This is a genomic window from Paraburkholderia sp. GAS333, assembly GCF_050435665.1.
GTDB lineage: Bacteria > Pseudomonadota > Gammaproteobacteria > Burkholderiales > Burkholderiaceae > Paraburkholderia > Paraburkholderia fungorum_A.
This window is the reverse complement of record NZ_JBNDKS010000001.1, coordinates 938,029-957,181: the sequence shown is the minus strand read 5'-3', so window position 1 is coordinate 957,181 and position 19,153 is coordinate 938,029. Positions and strand designations below refer to the sequence as shown.

The 19,153-nt window shown below is 61.8% G+C and carries 14 protein-coding genes and 1 pseudogene; 4 read left to right on the top strand and 11 right to left on the bottom strand.

Going from position 1 to position 19,153, the window contains the following annotated elements; all coding sequences use genetic code 11:
* Window positions 1-405: 405 nt before the first annotated feature.
* The 4 genes from ABH945_RS04375 to ABH945_RS04360 form a co-directional block, all read right to left on the bottom strand.
* Window positions 406-1,251, bottom strand: a complete 846-nt coding sequence (locus tag ABH945_RS04375) for a competence/damage-inducible protein A (protein ID WP_074764476.1) — start codon at window positions 1,249-1,251, stop codon at window positions 406-408.
* A 25-nt stretch (window positions 1,252-1,276) separates the two neighbouring features.
* Complete coding sequence (locus ABH945_RS04370; RefSeq protein WP_429249832.1) at window positions 1,277-2,110, bottom strand: EI24 domain-containing protein; 834 nt, start codon at window positions 2,108-2,110, stop codon at window positions 1,277-1,279.
* A 159-nt stretch (window positions 2,111-2,269) separates the two neighbouring features.
* Window positions 2,270-3,277: a sterol desaturase family protein gene (locus ABH945_RS04365; protein ID WP_429249831.1), complete on the bottom strand. Its 1,008-nt coding sequence runs from the start codon at window positions 3,275-3,277 to the stop codon at window positions 2,270-2,272.
* 60 nt (window positions 3,278-3,337) lie between these two features.
* Window positions 3,338-4,354, bottom strand: a complete 1,017-nt coding sequence (locus tag ABH945_RS04360; RefSeq protein ID WP_429249830.1) for a beta-propeller fold lactonase family protein — start codon at window positions 4,352-4,354, stop codon at window positions 3,338-3,340.
* A 585-nt stretch (window positions 4,355-4,939) separates the two neighbouring features.
* On the opposite strand from ABH945_RS04360, the pseudogene ABH945_RS04355 reads away from it, so the two are divergent.
* Window positions 4,940-6,511, top strand: a pseudogene (locus tag ABH945_RS04355) (YadA family autotransporter adhesin).
* 82 nt (window positions 6,512-6,593) lie between these two features.
* Here ABH945_RS04355 and ABH945_RS04350 read toward each other — a convergent pair.
* Both ABH945_RS04350 and hrpA read right to left on the bottom strand, forming a co-directional pair.
* Window positions 6,594-6,869, bottom strand: coding sequence for a hypothetical protein (locus tag ABH945_RS04350; protein WP_429249829.1), 276 nt, complete (start codon window positions 6,867-6,869; stop codon window positions 6,594-6,596).
* Window positions 6,870-6,924: 55 nt separating this feature from the next.
* On the bottom strand, window positions 6,925-11,400 hold the full coding sequence (gene hrpA / locus ABH945_RS04345; RefSeq protein WP_429249828.1) for an ATP-dependent RNA helicase HrpA: 4,476 nt from the start codon (window positions 11,398-11,400) through the stop codon (window positions 6,925-6,927).
* Window positions 11,401-11,423: 23 nt separating this feature from the next.
* On the opposite strand from hrpA, the gene argA reads away from it, so the two are divergent.
* The 3 genes from argA to proP all read left to right on the top strand — a co-directional run bounded on the left by argA (window position 11,424) and on the right by proP (window position 15,547).
* Window positions 11,424-12,812 (top strand): amino-acid N-acetyltransferase, encoded by a 1,389-nt coding sequence (gene argA / locus ABH945_RS04340; protein WP_074764491.1) that lies wholly within the window; start codon window positions 11,424-11,426, stop codon window positions 12,810-12,812.
* A 57-nt stretch (window positions 12,813-12,869) separates the two neighbouring features.
* On the top strand, window positions 12,870-13,142 hold the full coding sequence (locus ABH945_RS04335) for an oxidative damage protection protein (RefSeq protein ID WP_007181244.1): 273 nt from the start codon (window positions 12,870-12,872) through the stop codon (window positions 13,140-13,142).
* Window positions 13,143-14,044: 902 nt separating this feature from the next.
* Window positions 14,045-15,547, top strand: coding sequence for a glycine betaine/L-proline transporter ProP (proP, locus tag ABH945_RS04330; protein WP_253189676.1), 1,503 nt, complete (start codon window positions 14,045-14,047; stop codon window positions 15,545-15,547).
* A 167-nt stretch (window positions 15,548-15,714) separates the two neighbouring features.
* On the opposite strand, the gene ABH945_RS04325 is transcribed toward proP, so the two are convergent.
* The 5 genes from ABH945_RS04325 to ABH945_RS04305 form a co-directional block, all read right to left on the bottom strand.
* Window positions 15,715-16,203 carry a metallophosphoesterase family protein gene (locus tag ABH945_RS04325; protein ID WP_429249827.1) on the bottom strand — a complete coding sequence of 163 codons (489 nt, stop codon included), beginning with the start codon at window positions 16,201-16,203 and terminating at the stop codon, window positions 15,715-15,717.
* A 91-nt stretch (window positions 16,204-16,294) separates the two neighbouring features.
* Window positions 16,295-16,870, bottom strand: coding sequence for a TMEM175 family protein (locus ABH945_RS04320; protein WP_074764493.1), 576 nt, complete (start codon window positions 16,868-16,870; stop codon window positions 16,295-16,297).
* A 160-nt stretch (window positions 16,871-17,030) separates the two neighbouring features.
* Window positions 17,031-17,384, bottom strand: coding sequence for a cupin domain-containing protein (locus tag ABH945_RS04315; protein WP_429249826.1), 354 nt, complete (start codon window positions 17,382-17,384; stop codon window positions 17,031-17,033).
* Window positions 17,385-17,404: 20 nt separating this feature from the next.
* A complete protein-coding gene (locus ABH945_RS04310) occupies window positions 17,405-18,805 on the bottom strand; it encodes an FAD-containing oxidoreductase (protein ID WP_429249825.1) in 1,401 nt (466 codons plus the stop codon).
* Window positions 18,806-18,937: 132 nt separating this feature from the next.
* Entirely contained in the window at window positions 18,938-19,126 is a 189-nt protein-coding gene (locus ABH945_RS04305; protein WP_074764499.1) for a hypothetical protein, read from the bottom strand.
* Window positions 19,127-19,153 lie beyond the last annotated feature (27 nt).

Sequence of the window (19,153 nt, the reverse complement as noted above, 5' to 3'; positions counted from 1 at the left end):
TTTTTCAATTGGGGTCAATGACTGAAAGCCATGCTATACGACGCTTTCGAATTGCGTCAATCAATTATCCATTAGCCATTTATGTTTATTTTAATTTACTAAACAAACTAAAAACCTATCAAATCTTTCAATAAACATTAAATAGAGATGTGTTGCATTGTCAGACATGATCCAGTCATGCGCGACGGATTTTATTTAATAAATTCGAGAAAATTTATTGCAATGCCGCAATAGCGGCGAATGATGATTTATGGGGATTGACGCGAAGCGACGAGGAATCGGCTCCGGCTCACCGGAAATGACCGGCAAGCCGCGCGACAAGAATGGGATGGAAGCCGGACCTGCCGCGAGCGGCATTGTCCGGCCTTGCGCAGCCCGTCAGCCAGGCGCGGGCCGCGCGTGCGCCTAGCCGCGCGGTTTGCCCGCAGCCGCTGCAGCGGCCGCCGCTTCCGGCTCGACAATATCGCCGCCCAGCAGATGCACGCCTTCCCGCAGCTTGACGAACGCCGCCGCAACGGCTTCCGGCTCGCCCTTCACGCCCAGGTCGATGTGATGTCGCGCATACACACCACCGCGCTCCGCGTCGCCGACGCTCGGCAGACTGAATACCCGCACACCCGGAAAATCGTGTTCGATTTTCTCCATCAGCGGCGTGATGCGCGACTCCGGCAACTCGAACACCAGCAGCGACTTTTCCGCATGCGGCATCGCGTGATGCAGGTGCGCGTAATGCGTATCCAGCACCCACTCGATCATCGGCCACGCCATCACCGGAAAGCCCGGCACGAAATGGTGTTCGCGGATCGAAAAACCGGGAATCTTGTTGTAGCCGTTCGGGATGATCGACGCGCCCTGAGCATACGTGCCCATATTCAGCCGATGCCGGTTCTCCGGCGACTCCAGATCGAGCGGCGCCGCGGCATTCGCCGGATGCATGTCGCGAATGCGCTCCTGAATCAGCTTCGCGGCTTCAGGATGCAATTCGAGCGGCACGCCGAGCGCGGCCGCCGCGCATTGCCGCGTGTGATCGTCCGGGGTCGCGCCGATGCCGCCCGTCGAGAACACGATGTCGCCGGAAGCGAACGTGCGCCGCAGCGTGGCCGTGATCCGCTCCGGGTCGTCGCCGATGTACTCCGCCCAGCCGAGCGACAGTCCACGCGCGCCCAGCAACTCGATAACCTTCGGCAGATGCTTGTCGACACGCCTGCCCGACAGAATTTCATCGCCGATGATGATGACGCCAAATGCCATTGTCGCCTCTTTCACTCAATCAATATCAATAGGGAACCGGCGCCGTGTGACGCACGCCGCCATGCTCTTCCGCGCGCATGCGCTGCAGCGCGCGCAAACAGTAATAGCCGAACCACAAAGCCGAAAACACGAGGATGAACGCATAGATCCAGATCGTCACCGCAGTGATGACCGGGAACAGAACGATCAGCCAGACCGACGACGCCCAGATCAGCGTCGGCAGCGAACCGAGCAGGCCGCTCGCGATACCGATCAGCAGCAACGGCAGCCGGAAGCGCTTCACCAGCGCGCGACGCTCGTCGGCGCTTGCATGCAGCGCGAGCGCGTCGTACGTCATCACGCGGTAGGTGAGCCAGCCCCACAACAGCGGCGGAATCAGCGCGAAGAATGGCGGCACCAGCCACAGCGGCAACGTCACGATCAGCAGCACCAGACACACCAGCGTCGTCCATAGCGCCTGCCCGAGGCTACCGTACCACGTTCCGCCACGACGCATTTCCAGCGCGGGAAACTGCCGCGCGGACAGAAAACGGATCACGGCTGGCATCGACAGCGTGGCGATCAGCAGCAGCACCGTGACGACGATCAGCGGAATCGCGATCGCGATCACGAAGAACGGCGCCATGACCGCATGCAGCGCCGAAAAACCGAGCCAGTCGAACAGGTGATAAAGCGTGACCGTGAACGACCAGTTGTCGAGCCAGCCGCGAGTCGCGCCGATCAACGTCTGCCAGGAAAACCACAGGAGCACGCCCCAACCGATCGTCGCCGCGAGAAACGGCATGAAGGTCAGCCAGAGCATGCGCGGGTGGAGCGCGCTGGCGAGCGCGCGCCCGAACGAGCGCAAAAGATCATTCATGCGAGCCAGTGCCCTTGAACGGAACGACGGAATAAAAGGAAACGCGCGACGATCCGGCCTGCAAACCAGAAGCGCGCGAACGGACGTGCACAGGATAAACCACGTGACGCGCCGCCGGGGAAACCGGCGGCACACGAGAAAAGAGACGAGAAAGGAGACTCAAACGGCGGCAGTGTCGCTGCGTTCGCCCGGGGCGGTATGGTTCTTCGATGTCAGGCGTTTCGCGATGCGCACGAACGCGAGCCAGTGCTGCGCCCAGAAACCGTCGCCGTAACGGCGGCCGTCCAGCTGGTCGGCGATACCGGTCGGTTCCATCTCGCGGCTCCACGACACGCTGCGGAACAGCATGTCCCACCACGGGAACAGCACACCGAAGTTGCAGCCGTATTTCAGCCCTTCATGGCCGTAACCGATTGCATGGTGACGTCGATGAAAAGTCGGACTGACCAGCAGCCGCTCGCCAAGCCAGCCGAAGTACAGGCGGATATTTGCGTGCTGCACGCTCTGCGCGAGGTTGGTGATCGCCACCAGCACGACGAATTGCGACGGCGGCACGCCGATCACCAGCGCGATCACAGCGAAAAACGACGCCTGCATCAGATCGTCGAGCAGATGATTGCGGTCGTCGGCCCACAGCGACATCTGCTGCTGGCTGTGATGCACCGCGTGCAACTCCCACCACACGCCGATCCGGTGTTCCCAGCGGTGATACCAGTAACCGGCAAAATCGAGCACCAGCAGATACATCACGAACGTGACCAGCGGCTGCGTGGTGACACCCGGCCACAGATTGTCGAACTCGATGTTCGCGATGTTGTGCATCCGCAACCAGCTCTGCACGCTGTCGAAAAACGGCTGCAGCGCGAAGAAAAAGAACAGGTTGAGAATGCCCAGCTTGGCGATCCACGTGTACAGCACGTCGACGCGCACCGCCTTGCGGTTTTCCCACTGCTCGACCGGACGCAGCGCCTCCAGCGGGCGCAGCACCGCGTACATGGCGAGCACCTCGAACACGCCCACGATCACCCAGTACAGCGCGTCGTACGTGTCTTCGTCGTAACCCATCAGGTCGAAGCGGAACAGCAGCGGCTGCACCACGTTCACGTACAGCAAGGTCTGTACGGTTGAAACGAAGCTGTCGAGCGATGAAAAAATCAGATGGAACATGGAACTGACCTGGTGACTTCGTCCGTCATGGCTTGCCGCGACGCCGTATTGCTACGGCGCTCAGGCGCCATTCGGCGCCGTAACCGGCGCACGATTGAAGAAATAAATACCGTGTGGCGAACGGCCGACGGCAATCGTCTGGATCAGCTTGCGCGTAGTCAGATCGATGATGCCGATGTGCTTCGCGAAACGGAACGTAACCCACAGATAGCGTTTGTCCGCGGAAAGTTCCATATCGTCCGGCCCCGGCATCAGACCGGTGATGTCGCCGACATTGGTCAGCGACTCTTCGTCGATGATACTGATCGTGCTCGCCACACGGTTCGACACCGCGACGTGTTTGCCGTCGGCGAGCGAACGGAAATTGTGCGCGCCCTTGCCTGTCGGGATGGTCTTGACGATTTTCTGGTTGCGCCAGTCGACCACGGCGACGTAATCCGCGCCGGTCATGCCGATCAGCAGATATTTTTCGCCCGGCGTCATCCACAGACCAGCCGGTACCTTGCCGACCTTCATCTTCCACTTCACGGTTTGCGTGGCCAGATCGATCGCGGCGAGTTCGCCCGACACCTGCAGCGTGACGAACACCGTCTTGCTGTCGTTCGTGAACGCCATATGGCTCGGCATAACCGCGAGCGGCAGGCGCGACGCCAGCGTCATCTGGTTCTTGCTGTCGTAGTGATAAATGTCGAGGCGGTCCAGACGCAGACCCGTCGTGACGAGCCACTTACGGTCGGGCGAAAAACCGATCTGATACGGGTCTTCGATATTTTCGACCCATCGTTGTACCTGACCCGATTTCGGGTCGACGAACATCAGGTTGTTCGATACCGAGTTCGCGACAATCAACGACGAATTGTCCGGCGTGGCCATCAGGTGATGCGGCTCCTTACCCGTTGGCACCGTGCCGACGACCTGGCGGCTGGCCTCGTCGATCAGGCTCAACGTGGCTTCGCCGGAATTGAGCACGATCACGTTGTTGGCGAAAGCCGCCGGAGAAAAAAAGCCTGCGGTGGCTACCAGAGCTACGCCCGCTGCGAACGTGGCAGTCAAGCCGGGAAGAAGAAATTTGCGCATGAAAACTCACTTCGGAGAACAACTGTCATTGTAGAACGTTTGCTGGTGCCTAAGGTTGACCCAGATGGCCCCTGATGCAGAGTAAATGACGGGCGCGTTGATTTAAAACAGCCGCCGCGCGGCAGCGCGCGCCGCGCTGTCGAGAAGTGCTTGCGGCGTGGCAAAGGAAGAAAAAGGGTGCGCCGTTTCGCGCTATAACTTCGGCACGCGCTCTCAAAAATCCAAATGCTTGAATTATTTTTTATAAGAACAATCACGAATATTAACGACCCTAATTAATAAAACTCAAATTCACGAAACATATATTCAGATCGAAATTTCGCGTTATTTTTATTTAGGATTTTACTGATATAACGCTGCGAAAGCCTGCCAGAAAATCCCTTTAGCTCATCGCCAAAACAGTTATTCGGCGGACTTAAGAGCGTAATGTGGGTGTCTCGAACGTACCTGAAAACAAAAGCACCAGCGCGTGACGACCGCGGTTCATTTGCCATTTATTTCGCGCGTTTTATAAGGGCGATGACGCCTCTGCGATTCCCTGCATTCGCGCGCTGTCCGCAAAAGTACCGTGGAGACTCTCACACAATGAATAGAAGTATTTCAATCGTTCAATGCAAAACGACCAGAATCCGGCTGACTGCTCATAAAAACGTTGGCGGCAAAGAGACTCTCGCCACGGCGCGGAAAAAGGCCGTCGTTCGTGCCGTGCTGGCTGCGGCGGCGTTGGCGGGAGGAACATCGGCCTCACACGCTTCCGACGATCTCACCGGTACCGGTATCGGCTCGATTCAGGCCGGTCCAGAAGCTAGTGCATTGAGCGACCACACAATCGCGCTCGGTCAATTTACGACCGCGACCGGCGAAAGCTCGGTTGCACTCGGCGCGCAAGCCCGGACGGAATCCGAAGGCGCGGTTGCGGTTGGCCTGAACGCCCGTGCGTCGGGTGCCGGCGCATTGGCTATAGGAGCGGGATCGGTCGCCTCCGAGAAGACCGCCTCGGCATTCGGCTCGCTCGCGACGGCATCCGGCTTCGTGTCCGCCGCGCTCGCCTATGGTGCAACGGCCAGCGGTGCCGCAACCTTCGCCGCGAGCGCGTGGGCCACCGCAATGGCTGACAACAGTATCGCAATCGGCACCTATTCAAACGGAGCCGCCACTGGCGCGGTGGCGCTCGGCGCGTTCGCGGAGGCCGGCGGCGTCAATTCCGGTGCATTCGGCTTCCAGGCAACCGCGACGGGCGCCGATTCGATCGCATTCGGTAGCTACGCCAAAGCCAGCGCCGACAACAGCATTGCATAGGGTGCCAATTCCACCACCACGGCTGATCCGGCTCTGCACGGTTTTGTCCCGTCCGGTGCGGACACAACCCTGATAGCGGCACCGGACACGCAAGGCGAAGTCTCGCTCGGCTCGTCGAGCAACGAGCGGCGTTTGACCAACCTCGCAGCAGGAGCAGCGCCGACCGACGCAGTCAACGTCAGCCAGTTGAGCGCGGTGGACGGCAAGCTCGATGCGCTAGCCCAAAGCGGCACTCAGCGTTAATTCAAGTCCACCGGCAACGATGCCGACGACGCCGTGGCAAGCGGCGAACATTCACTCGCTGCGGGCGCCGGCGCTGAAGCCACCATCGACAACGCGATAGCAGTCGGGGCGCAGGCGAGCGCGAGCGGAACCGGCTCTGTCGCGCTCGGGGCCGCAGCAAACGCTGGCGCGGACAATTCAGTCGCGCTAGGTCAAGGCTCGGTCGCGGACAGGGCGAACACGGTGTCGGTCGGTACGGCAGGACAGGAGCGTCAGATCACCAACGTCGCCGCGGGCATTCAAGGCACCGACGCGGTCAACGTCAACCAGTTACAGCAGAGCGTCGGCAGTGCGGTTAGCTAGGCCAACAGCTACACCGACGATCAGATCCGCTCGGCTCGCCGTGACGCCAACGGGGGTACGGCATCCGCGTTAGCGATGGCGGGCTTGCCGCAGGCTGTACTGCCGGGTCGCGGAATGGTTTCGATGGCAGGCGGTACATATGGCGGCCAATCGGCTTTGGCAATCGGCGTGTCGCAGCTCTCTGCCACCGGCAAGTGGGTCTACAAGATGCAAGGCACTACCGACTCCCGTGGTCAATTCGACGCGTCGATTGGCGCGGGGATGCACTGGTAAGCGCAATCCATCTGGCCACAGTTCGCCCTTTTGAAGTTACGGTCAAGATGGTTAGAACTTCGTGCTGGAGAAGCGGGCTGGGCTAACAAAGCCTGGCCTCTCGTTGGGTAACGTCGTTCGCATAAGTAATGACGTCCCGCTCTGCGTTCAGCCACTCGAACACGCATCCGGCGGCGCTGAAGCTCTTGCAGCCGAAGCCGAAGCCGAAGCCGAAGCCGAAGCCGAAGCCGAAGCCGAAGCCGAAGCCGAAGCCGGCAGAGTTTAAGCGGTTGGCGGTTGGCGGTTGGCGGTTGGCGGTTGGCGGTTGGCGGTTGGCGGTTGGCGGTTGGCGGTTGGCGGGTAGCAATTTACCCTTCATCACAAACACCCCCAATCAACCACTAACCCCCAAACGCAAGAACCACGCCCCACCCTCACCGCTGCATCGACTCCCAAACCTTATACAACCGCTTCACCGAAACCGGCATCGGCGTACGAAGTTCCTGCGCGAACAACGAAACGCGCAACTCCTCCAACAGCCAGCGAAACTCCGACAAACGCGGGTCAAGCACGCCACCGCGTTGCGCAACCGCCCGCTGATAGTTCTGCAACAGCGGTTGAAACTCCGCGAACTGCCGGGCATCGCGTGCAGAATCGGCCTTAAGCTTGTCGACGCGCAACGCAATCCCCTTCAGATAGCGCGGGAAATGCGCCAACTGGGCATACGGCGTATCGACGACAAAACGCTTGCCGATCAATCCGTCAAGCTGGCTCTGCATGTCAGCGTGTGCTGCCGTGAACGACTTGGCCTGCACCAGCTTCTTCGTCACGCCCGCGTATTCGGTGAGAATCTGCCCGACCAGACGGGCGATTTCCTGCGCCAGCAACGTCAGACGGCTGCGTCCTTCGTCACGTCGCGTGTGGAAACTGACATCGTCGGCGGGAAGCGGGTCTTGCAGACAGGCCCGATCGAGCGCTGTATCGATCAACTGATCGCGCAATTCCTCCTGCGTACCGCGCGGCATGAACTGCATCGCCATTTCACGCAGGCCTGGCAGATTTTTCTCCAGATACTTGATCGGCTCTTTCAACTGCAACGCGAACAGCCGGCGCAATCCCGCGCGATGAATCCGCGCGGCTTCGTCCGGCGAATCGAACACTTCCACGTCGCAATGGGTGCCGCGATCCACCAACGCCGGATAGCCGAACAAGGTCTGGCCGCCACGGCGAATTTCCAGCAACTCGGGGAGCTTGCCGAAATTCCACGTCGTCAGTTTTTCATACAACGCCGTGCCCGCCGCGCCATCCTGCGACGTGGTTTGCGGACCTGACGCAGCGGCTCCCTTGCCGCGCTGTGCAGCACCGCCACTTGTCGCGCCGCCAGCCTGCGAAGGCGGTGCGACGCCACCGCCGCCGCCCGCATCCGCCAATGCCGCGCCCGCCGCACTCGACGCAATTTTCTGAAAATGCTGTTGCGCCTGGCCGCCCAGTTCGGCTCGCAGTTGCGACATATTGCGGCCCATCGCGAGCTGTCGTCCGTGCTCGTCGATGACCTTGAAATTCATGAACAGGTGAGCCGGCAACGTCTCCAGCTTGAAGTCCGACTGCTTCATCGCGACCTGGGTCTGCTCGCGGATATCGGCGATCAACGACTCGAGCAAACCGCCCGCGCCAAATCGCGGACCGCTCTGCCGCTCCACGAAACCTGCCGCGAATTCCGGCAGCGGAACGCAGTGCCGACGCAACTTTTGCGGCAGCGACTTCATCAGCAGTTGCGCTTTTTCCTTCAGCATGCCGGGCACGAGCCATTCGCAGCGGCGTGCGTCGACCTGATTCAACGCGTATAGCGGCACGGCGAGCGTGACGCCGTCGCGCGGCGAACCCGGTTCGAAGTGATACGTGAGCGCCATTTCGACGCCCGCCATCGTCATCCGTTTCGGGAACAGATCCGTCGTCACGCCAGCGGCTTCGTGGCGCATCAGATCGTCGCGCGACAGATACAGCAAACGTAGCTTGTCCTCGCTCTGTCCGCTCTTTTTCACCTCATCGCGATACCAGCGCTCGAAGGACGCGCCGGTATAAATGCCATCCGGCAGCGCCTGATCGTAGAACGCAAAGATCAACTCGTCGTCCACCAGTACGTCCTGGCGACGCGACTTGTGTTCCAGTTGCTCGATATCGGCGAGCAGCTTGCGATTGTGCGCGAAAAATGCGAGTTTCGTATCGAATTCGCCTTCGACCAGCGCGCCGCGAATGAACAACTCACGCGCCCGCGACGGGTCCTGCTTGCCGAAGCTCACGCGTCGACGGTGATAAATCGGCAGGCCGTACAGCATCGCGCGCTCGAACGCAGAAACCTGCGCGGCGCGCTTCTCCCAATGCGGCTCGGAAAGCGACTTCTTCAGCAGATGCGCGCCAACCGTCTCGACCCACTCCGGTTCGATCTTCGCGATGCAACGCGCGTATAGCCGGCTCGTCTCGACCAGCTCGGCGGCCATCGCCCACTTGCCCGCTTTCTTCACGAGCGCCGAGCCCGGCCACAAATAGAACTTGATGCCGCGTGCACCGAGGTAATACGGCTCGTCGTCGGCTTTGAGGCCGATGTTGCCGAGCAGGCCGGTCAGCAGCGCCAGATGGATCTGCTCGAACGTGGCTTCCGCTTCGTTCACGCGCCAGCCGTGCTCGCGCACCACGGTCAGCAACTGCGAGTGCACATCGCGCCATTCGCGCAGACGCAATTGCGACAGGAAGTTCTTGCGGCACTCCTCGTGCAACTGCTTGTTCGACTTCTTGTGCGCGATCGCTTCTTCGAACCAGTTCCAGATTTTCAGCCACTGCAGGAACTCCGAACGCTCGTCGGCGAACCGCTTATGCGCCTGGTCGGCCTGCTCCTGCGCCTCGATCGGCCGGTCGCGCGGGTCCTGCACCGACAACGCGCTCGCAATGATCAGCACTTCCTTCAACGCCTGCTGATCGCGCGCGGCCAGAATCATCCGGCCAACCCGCGGATCGAGCGGCAGGCGAGCGAGTTCGCGGCCGAGCGGCGTCAACTGGTTGTCGTCGTCGACGGCACCGAGTTCGTTGAGCAACTGATAACCGTCGGCAATCGCGCGACCCGGCGGCGGCTCGATGAACGGGAAAGTTTCGATCGCCGTCAGATGCAGCGACTTCATCCGCAGAATCACCGACGCGAGCGACGAGCGCAGAATTTCCGGATCGGTAAAGCGCACGCGCCCCTGGTAGTCGCTTTCCTCGTACAGACGAATACACACGCCATCGGCGACACGGCCGCAACGCCCCGCCCGCTGATTCGCGGCGGCCTGCGAAATGGACTCGACCTGCAACTGCTCGACCTTGTTTCGATACGAGTAGCGCTTCACGCGCGCGAGGCCTGTATCGACCACATAGCGAATGCCCGGCACCGTCAGCGAGGTTTCGGCGACGTTGGTGGCGAGCACGATCCGGCGCGCGTTCGATATGCGGAACACGCGCTCCTGCTCGGCCGCGGATAAACGCGCGAACAGCGGCAGAATTTCCGTATGCGGCGGATGATGCTTGCGCAGCGCCTCGGCGGCATCGCGAATTTCGCGCTCGCCGGGCAGGAACACCAGCACGTCGCCGGGGCCTTCGCGGCAGAGTTCGTCGACCGCGTCGACGATGGCGTCCATCAGATCGCGATCGGTTTCGCGCTGGGTTTTCGGGCGTTCACGCGACGACGCAGCCGTCGACGTGCCCTGCGCCGCCTTCACGGCCGGGCTGTCTTCGACGACCGGCCGGTAACGGACTTCGACCGGATACAGACGCCCGCTCACTTCGATCACCGGCGCGGGCTTTTCCTCGCTGCCGAAGTGCCGCGCGAAGCGATCGGCGTCGATGGTCGCCGAGGTCACGATCAGTTTCAGATCGGGACGCTTGACGAGGATTTCCTTCAGATAGCCGAGCAGAAAATCGATGTTCAGGCTGCGCTCGTGCGCTTCGTCGATGATCAGCGTGTCGTACGCCTTGAGCAGCGGATCGGTCTGCGTTTCGGCGAGCAGAATACCGTCGGTCATCAGCTTGACGGACGCGCCCGGCGACAGGTTGTCGGTAAAGCGCACCTTGTAGCCGACCACTTCGCCGAACGGCGTGCCGAGTTCTTCGGCGATCCGGCGGCCGGTCGCCGACGCGGCGATCCGGCGCGGCTGTGTATGGCCGATCAGACCCGCGCCGCCGGCACCGAGGCCGCGTCCGAGCGCGAGGCAGATTTTCGGCAACTGGGTGGTCTTGCCGGAGCCGGTTTCGCCCGACACGATCACCACCTGGTTTTCGGCGATCGCTTTGGCGATCTCGTCGCGGCGGCCGGAAACCGGTAGCGCTTCGGGGAACGTGATCGGCGGAATCGGGTTGGGTTCGACGATGCGTTGCGCGCGTGGCGGACGCTGGTCGCGCGGCGGGCGTGGTTCGCGCGAGCCGCCTGTTGCGCCCGTTTGTCCCGACTCCTGTCCGGCGTGCCCGCGTCGGTCCTCGCCACGCTGCGGCCCTTCACCGCCGACCCGCGCGGCCCGCTGACCGCCCGCGTCACCGCCACCCTGCCGCCGCTCGCCATGCCCCGCATTCTGCTTGCCGCCCCGCTCATCGCGTGAATGGCGGCCGTTCTCGCCACGCGCAGACGATGATCGCAAATCACCGCCGCTCACATTCGCCGACGCACCAGCGTCAGCGCCTGAAACGCGCGAAGCCTCCGGCACATTTTTCTGTTGCTCCGACGCGCGCGCGCCCTCCACCGCACGGCGCGTTTCGCGCGCCGTGTCCGGCGGGTTGCTTTGAGCGTCCTGCGCAGGGCGGCGATGGGCGTCGCCGGAGTTCTTTGGATCGGCGGCCGAAGCCGGATTCTCGTTCGCCGCAGCGGGACTTTTGGGTACATTCGACATGGGGGCGCATTATAATCCCCGGCATGAATTCCCAAACCGACCTCGTCCCCGCGCCTGCGAGCGTTCCGGCCCCCACCGGAACACCGGAAGATCTCGCACAGCATGCGCAATTCGTCGACTGGATGCGCTCAGTCGCCCCTTACATCCATGCGTTCCGTAACAAGACATTCGTTGTCGGTTTCGGCGGCGAAGTGGTGCATCAGGGGCTCCTGAATGCGCTCGTGTCCGATATCGCGCTGCTGCAGGCCATGGGCATTCAGATCGTGCTGGTGCACGGCTCGCGACCGCAGGTCGAAGAGCAGATGAGTCTGCACGGCGTGGAGTCCGAGTTCTCGCACGGCATGCGAATTACCGACGCGCGCGCGTTGGAATCCGCGAAAGAGGCGGCCGGTGAAGTGCGTCTGGATATCGAGGCGGCGATCAGCCAGGGCTTGCCGAACACGCCGATGGCGCACGCGCACATCAGCGTGGTTTCTGGCAATTTCGTGACAGCACGGCCGGTCGGCATTCTGGACGGCGTCGACTTTGCGCACACTGGCGTGGTCCGCAAGATCGACGCGGATTCGATCCGCCATTCGCTCGCGAGCCGCAAACTGGTGCTGCTGTCGCCGCTCGGCTTCTCGCCCACTGGCGAAGCATTCAATCTGTCGATGGAAGACGTGGCTTCGGCCGCGGCCATCGCGCTGCGCGCCGACAAGATCGTGTTCCTGACCGAAACGCCGGGCCTGATGGAAGTCGGCGAAGAAGGTCCCGAACTGGTCCGCGAACTCTCGCTCGACGACGCGTACAAGCTGCACGAAAGCGGCGAAGTCACCGGCGACGCAGGCTTCTATCTGAAGCATTCCATTCGCGCGTGCCGAGGCGGGGTTGCGCGGGCGCACATCATCCCCTATGCGCTCGACGGCAGCCTGCTGCTCGAACTGTTCCTGCACGATGGCGTGGGCACCATGATCTCGTACGAGAACCTGGAGAGCCTGCGCGAAGCCACGCCGGACGACGTCGGCGGCATTCTCTCGCTGATCGAACCGCTCGAATCGGACGGCACGCTGGTGCGGCGCGGACGTCACCAGATCGAACGCGACATCGACCACTTCTCGGTGATCGAGCACGATGGCGTGCTGTTCGGCTGCGCGGCGCTTTATCCGTACACGCAGGAACGCATCGGCGAAATGGCCTGCCTGACGGTCGCGCCCGAAGCGCAAGGCACCGGCGACGGCGAACGCCTGCTCAAACGCATCGAGCAACGCGCACGGGCGCGCGGCCTGACGCGTATTTTCGTGCTCACCACGCGCACCGAACACTGGTTCCTCAAGCGCGGCTTCGTCAAGGTCACGGTCGACGACCTGCCTGAAGACCGCCGCCGGCTCTATAACTGGCAGCGCAAATCGCTCGTGCTGATGAAACAGCTCTGAGCGTCGCCCTATCAAGCGACTGCCCGCCCCCAATACCGATTAAAGGAGAAGCACAGCATGACTCGTATGGTTCAATGCGCGAAGCTCGGCAAGGAAGCCGAAGGTCTCGATTTCCCGCCGCTGCCGGGCGAACTTGGCAAGCGGATCTACGAAAGCATTTCGAAGGAAGCCTGGCAGGCCTGGTTGAAGCAGCAGACCATGCTGATCAACGAAAACCGCCTGAACATGGCCGATCCGCGTGCGCGTCAGTATCTGATGAAGCAGACCGAAAAGTTCTTCTTCGGCGAAGGCGCGGATACTGCGCAAGGGTATGTGCCGCCGTCCGCCTGATTGGCGCACGACCCGCGTTCTCGCGGTAGAAGCTGAAAAATCCGCGCCTTGGGCGCGGATTTTTTTTGCCCGCGGCGGCAGGTCGCCGCCAATTTTTATCGCTGATTTCGCCGCTGCCGGTTCTCGCTACCAGCTTTCCGCCGCCTTCGCGCCGGCTCCTGGTCGCACTTTCACCCTGGTTTTTGCCCGTCGTCTAGCGCGTATATTCGCCACGCACACCCCTAGTTTTCGCGACGATCGCCGCTCCATCAGCTGCCATCAACTCCGCCGGAAAACCTACCTCAGATCCGCTCCAAAAATTAACCAAACAGTTCATTTCACCTGCTTTTAAGCCCCCTTTCCAAACCCTCTGAATCCGCCTGAATCCCCCACCCCACAAGGGCTTGAGCGCCCTCGACCCACTCCCCGCCGGACACCGGGTTTGCACGATCCTCCGTCATCGTGCTATCATGTGCATCGTTCCAACAGCAATTCACCTTCATTCACGTTCGTTTCAACATGGCGCGCAACGCGTGTGCCAACCCGGATCGAACAGTTTTTATACAAGAAGGCTCGTCGGTCGCATCACCGCCTCATGTCATTTCAATGTCACTGCGTGGCATTGCATGAGCGGCGAATAAAGCAACCGGCCTTTTTCGTTTCAAGCCTTCCAGCGGCGCGTGGGCCAGCTTCCAGCCACCCCAGCGTCCTCATGCATCTGCCCCCCTTCCACGGCCACGCAGGTGCAACAGCAAGCACAATCTAGACGAGTGTTTTTTCGCGACATGTCTCGCGACGCACGGGCGTTCTGTTTTTTCCTTTGCGCCCACCCATCTCATCGCCGGCTTTGGCGAGGAGTTGCCGTCGCCTTGCTCGCGAAATTACACTTCCCCAGCACCCGTGGCGGAACGTTCATGCGCAACATGAGTTTCGTCGCAGTCATTGGAGTTTTCACCTTGACCGCTTCCAGCAACGGCTTCTGGCGACACCACAAAGAAGAACAACGCCTCTCCCTCGACGACATCACCGTGGTCGACAAATCCCTCCTCAAGCGGGCCGTCGGCGCGATGGCGCTCGGCAACGCGATGGAATGGTTCGATTTCGGCGTGTACAGCTACATCGCTGTCACGCTGGGCAAAGTGTTCTTCCCGTCGGCGAGTCCGGCTGCGCAGTTGATCGCCACGTTCGGCACGTTCGCCGCGGCGTTCCTCGTGCGCCCGGTCGGCGGCATGGTGTTCGGGCCGCTGGGCGATCGCATCGGCCGTCAGCGCGTGCTGGCGATGACCATGATCATGATGGCGCTCGGCACGTTCGCGATCGGTCTGATTCCGAGCTACGCATCGATCGGCATTTTCGCGCCGGTGCTGCTGCTGGTCGCGCGTCTGGTGCAAGGCTTCTCGACCGGTGGTGAATACGGCGGCGCCGCGACCTTCATCGCCGAATTCTCGACGGATAAGCGCCGTGGGTTCATGGGCAGCTTCCTCGAATTCGGCACGCTGATCGGCTACGTGCTCGGCGCGGGCACGGTCGCGGTGCTGACCGCGACGCTCTCGCACGACGCGCTGCTGACGTGGGGCTGGCGTGTGCCGTTCCTGATCGCGGGTCCGCTGGGTCTGGTGGGTCTGTATATCCGGATGAAGCTCGAAGAAACGCCCGCGTTCAAGAAGCAGGCTGAAGAGCGTGAAGCCGAAGACAAGGCCGTGCCGAAGCAGTCGTTCCGCGAATTGCTGATGCAGCAGTGGAAGCCGTTGCTGCTGTGCGTCGGCCTCGTGCTGATTTTCAACGTGACCGACTATATGGCGCTGTCGTATCTGCCGAGCTACCTGTCGGCGACGCTGCACTTCAACGAAACGCACGGCCTGTTCCTCGTGCTGCTCGTGATGGTCCTGATGATGCCGATGACGCTCGCCGCCGGCCGTCTGTCGGACACGATCGGCCGCAAGCCGGTGATGCTGTTCGGTTGCGTGGGTCTGTTCGCGCTGTCGATTCCCGCGTTGCTGCTGATCCGTATGGGCACGGTGCTGCCGGTATTCGGCGGCCTGATGATTCTCGGCATGCTGCTGTCGTGCTTCACCGGCGTGATGCCGTCGGCGCTGCCGGCGCTGTTCCCGACCAAAATCCGCTACGGCGCGCTCGCGATCGGCTTCAATATTTCGGTGTCGCTGTTCGGCGGTACGACGCCGCTGGTGACCGCGTGGCTGGTCAACAGCACCGGCAATCTGATGATGCCCGCGTACTACCTGATGGGTGCGTCGCTGATCGGTATCGTGTCGGTGCTCGCGCTGCGCGAAACGGCTCGCAAGCCGCTGCTTGGCTCGGGTCCGTCTGTGGCCACGCGTGCCGAAGCGCACGCGGTGCTGCGCGGCGTGCGCGAGGCGGCGGAGATGGATGAGGTTTATGCGGCGGCCGCTACGGCGCGTGCGTGATCCTGAAGGATTGAAGCCGCGCGATTGGCTGAGAGTTCGCGTTTTAGTTTGACGCTTCGGCGCTGACTCCAAGGCGCTTTCAAGCGCTTCGGCATCCAGCCAGAATCGGCAGCCTCAAAAAAAAACGGGCCGGCAAATTTATTTTGCCGGCCCGTTTTGCTTTCAACTCACGTCAACAGCGAATCGAAGTTTGCCCTCGCCTGCGCACCGTCGACGATCAGCATCCCCGCGCTCACCGGCAGCTTGAAACGCCGTGGCCCCGCACTGCCAGGATTGACGAACAGCACGCCGTCTCGCTCGACGATCGACGGCTTGTGCGAGTGACCGCTCACCACCACGCCGACACCCTCACCGCGCGGATCATCGCCCAGATCGGCGATATCGTGAACGACGCGGATCTTCACCTGCTGCACGGTCAGAGTCGCATGCGTCGGCAGCGACGCGGCCCAGTCGCCGGTATCGTTATTGCCACGCACTGCCGTGACCGGCGCTATCTGTGTCAGCGCATCGAGCACGGCCTCGTTGCAGATATCGCCTGCGTGAATGATCGCGTCGCAACCCGCCAGATACGCCAGCGCTTCGGGACGCACGAGATTGTGCGTATCGGAGATCAACCCGATTCGCGTGATTGAAGAAGCTGGTTTGAGAGCAGTCATGCTGTCATGTTGGTCGGGCATTGCAATCCGAGGGCTGCACGCAGTACATCGCGCATCGGCCGGTGTACCCGGCAGCTCACGCCGACGCGCGTCATTCCTTCATCAGAGTCTCGATCCGCTGGTCGGGTACCAGCCACCATGCGGCGGCGAGCGCATACAACACAGCCGAGGCCCAGGGCGCCACGAACGCAAGCCCGACGCCCACCAGATAGATCACCACCGACACCTTGCCCTTGAAGTCGTTGCCCAGCGCTTTGGCCAGCGTGGAGTTCTCGCCGTGGTTGCCGATCAGCGTGCGCGTCAGAATGAAGTACGCAATCGCCGACATGAACAGCACGATGCCGTACAACGCGGTCGGCCACGCCGCCATATGATTTTCGCCAACCCAGTGCGTGACGGCCGGCAGCAGCGACAGCCAGAACAGCAAATGAAGATTCGCCCACAACACCGAGCCGTTGACCTTCTGCACCGCGTGGAACATGTGATGGTGATTGTTCCAGTAGATGCCGACGTAGATAAAGCTCAACACGTACGCGCAGAAAACCGGGATCACCGGCCGCAGCGCCGCGAGATCGAAGCCTTCCGGCACTTTCAATTCGAGCACCATGATCGTGATGATGATGGCGATCACGCCGTCACTGAAGGCTTCGACACGTCCCTTGCCCATCGTTGGTTTTCCTGATGATGAATGCGGTTGGGCGCACAACCCGGCGGCGTCTGCCTGACCAAACGCACGAGCCGCGCCGCCGCCGATTATCCGCGATGCTGTCGGGCTTTGTCGATCCGCTTGCAGCGCGCTTTCAATGCTTTTAATCCGCTCGACACGTTCAGCGCCCGTGGCCGCCGGGGTAGTAAACCGCAAGCCACACACTCGGCTCGCTGTCGCTGGTCCAGGCCACACGGTGTCGGCAATGCGCGTCGATCAGTACGTGATCGCCGGGCTTCATCTGACGTAGTTGATGGTCGCATTCGAACTCCAGCGTGGCCGCGCCGCTCAGCAGGACCACCCATTCGGCGCGCGGGCTGTCGTACCAGAAGTCCGGCGGACTCGCGTGCCCCATCGAGACAATGCGCTCGATCGTCATGCCGCCCTGCTCGACGAGCGTATCGACCTGTTCGTCCGCGGATTTCGGCGCGAGCGCGTCGAACAGGTTGCCGCCGGGAAGCGGACGTTTGGTCATGGGTGAATTCGGCTGGTCGCTCATTTCATCGGCTTGAGGCCGTCGAGCAAAGTCGGCACCAGTTCGCTGATGGTCGGATGAATGTGCATCGCGTATTGCAGCGTCGGATACGGCGCCCCGGCGGTCATGATGTCGATGAACGTGTGGATCGCTTCGTCGCCTTCGACACCGTGAATCGCCGCACCGAGAATGTTTTTGCTCTGCGCGTCGACCATCACCTTCATGAAGCCGTCGGTCTCGCCGCGTTCGCGGGCGCGGCCCACGCGCGACATCGGCATCGTGGCGATCAGCGCGTCCTTGCCCGCCTTGCGCACGTCGGCTTCGGAAAGGCCGACGCGAGCCAGCGGCGGATCGACGAAAACTGCGTACGCCATGATTCGTGTATCGACGCTGCGATTGCCGCCGCCCAGCACATTGGCCGCGACGATCTGGAAATCGTCATACGACGTGTGGGTGAACGCACCGCGCCCGTTGACGTCGCCGATCGCCCAGACGCCGGGCACATTGGTACGCAACTGACCGTCGACTGGAATCGTGCCGTGTTTATCCACGGTGATGCCGGCGGCGTCCAGGCCGAGATCGTCGGTATTCGGCTCGCGGCCGGTGGCGAATAGCAGGTGCGACGCTTCCATCGCCGGAATGTTCTGCTCGAAGCCCACGCATACGTCGTTCTCGCGATGCGGATGCGGCTCGACCCGCGACGGCTGCACGCCGAAGCGGAACTCGACACCTTCGCGGGCGAGCACCTTCTGCACCGACTCCGCGAAATCGGCATCCTCGCGCGTGAGCACACGTTCGCCGCGCACGAGCACGGTCACGCGGCTGCCGAAACGTCGAAAGATCTGCGCGAATTCGAGCGCGATATAACTGCCGCCGACAATCACCAGATGCTCCGGCAATTCCGTCAGTTCGAGCAGATTGGAGTTGGTGTAATAACGAATCCGCTCGATACCGTCGAGCGGCGGCACGACGGCGCGCGTCCCAGTGTTGATAAAGATTTCATCGGCGCTGATCTGGTCGGTCACCGAACCGTCCGCGCCGCTGATAGCAAGCTCGTGTGCGCCCGTGAAGCGCGCGTGTCCGTTGAAGACGGTGACATTGGCCGTGTCGCGCAGCCATTTCTCGACGCCGTCGCGCGACTGTCCGATGATTGTGTCTTTACGCGCCTTGACCGCCGCGAGGTCGACGCTGACCGAACCGCTCACCTGCACGCCCAGTTCCGCGGCATGGCGCGCGACATGTGCCGCGCGGGCACTGGCCACATACGACTTGGTCGGCGTGCAGCCGACGTTCACACAGGTCCCTCCGAACGCCGCGCGTTCGATCACTGCGGTCTTACGACCGCTTTCACCTAGCCGGACCGCGAGCGGCGAGCCGCCTTGTCCGGTACCGATCACAACTGCGTCGAAGTGCTGTGGCATGGCAACTCTCCCCGGGCTGGGATGCAGGTCGTAGCATCTTACGCTCAGTGCTTCGCGCCGTTATTCGTTTACCGTGCGCGCCGTGAAGTTGCGATGTCTTTGAACAGTAGCCGAACCGGTTCCCGTTTTATTTCAGACCTGGCAATGCGCGGCGCAGATCAATTCGCGCGAACGTTGCAGCGCGACCCGCGCGCCACGTGCGGCGACCACCCAGCCGACCTGCCCGAGATTGAAGTCCTGCGACACCATTACCTGCATGAGCGCGACCATCGGCAGGACCACCGAAGGCCGGTATAGCTGATTCCTGATCAAGTCCGGCATGACTGCTCCCATCGCGCGCCGCCGCTT

Coding starts and splice junctions, on each gene's coding strand:
- ABH945_RS04365 (WP_429249831.1), bottom strand. CDS start 3,277: ATGTTCCATCTGATTTTTTCATCGCTCGACAGCTTCGTTTCAACCGTA.
- hrpA (WP_429249828.1), bottom strand. CDS start 11,400: ATGTCGAATGTACCCAAAAGTCCCGCTGCGGCGAACGAGAATCCGGCT.
- ABH945_RS04325 (WP_429249827.1), bottom strand. CDS start 16,203: ATGACTGCTCTCAAACCAGCTTCTTCAATCACGCGAATCGGGTTGATC.
- ABH945_RS04360 (WP_429249830.1), bottom strand. CDS start 4,354: ATGCGCAAATTTCTTCTTCCCGGCTTGACTGCCACGTTCGCAGCGGGC.
- ABH945_RS04305 (WP_074764499.1), bottom strand. CDS start 19,126: ATGCCGGACTTGATCAGGAATCAGCTATACCGGCCTTCGGTGGTCCTG.
- proP (WP_253189676.1), top strand. CDS start 14,045: ATGAGTTTCGTCGCAGTCATTGGAGTTTTCACCTTGACCGCTTCCAGC.
- ABH945_RS04320 (WP_074764493.1), bottom strand. CDS start 16,870: ATGGGCAAGGGACGTGTCGAAGCCTTCAGTGACGGCGTGATCGCCATC.
- ABH945_RS04350 (WP_429249829.1), bottom strand. CDS start 6,869: ATGAAGGGTAAATTGCTACCCGCCAACCGCCAACCGCCAACCGCCAAC.
- ABH945_RS04310 (WP_429249825.1), bottom strand. CDS start 18,805: ATGCCACAGCACTTCGACGCAGTTGTGATCGGTACCGGACAAGGCGGC.
- argA (WP_074764491.1), top strand. CDS start 11,424: ATGAATTCCCAAACCGACCTCGTCCCCGCGCCTGCGAGCGTTCCGGCC.
- ABH945_RS04370 (WP_429249832.1), bottom strand. CDS start 2,110: ATGAATGATCTTTTGCGCTCGTTCGGGCGCGCGCTCGCCAGCGCGCTC.
- ABH945_RS04375 (WP_074764476.1), bottom strand. CDS start 1,251: ATGGCATTTGGCGTCATCATCATCGGCGATGAAATTCTGTCGGGCAGG.
- ABH945_RS04315 (WP_429249826.1), bottom strand. CDS start 17,384: ATGACCAAACGTCCGCTTCCCGGCGGCAACCTGTTCGACGCGCTCGCG.
- ABH945_RS04335 (WP_007181244.1), top strand. CDS start 12,870: ATGACTCGTATGGTTCAATGCGCGAAGCTCGGCAAGGAAGCCGAAGGT.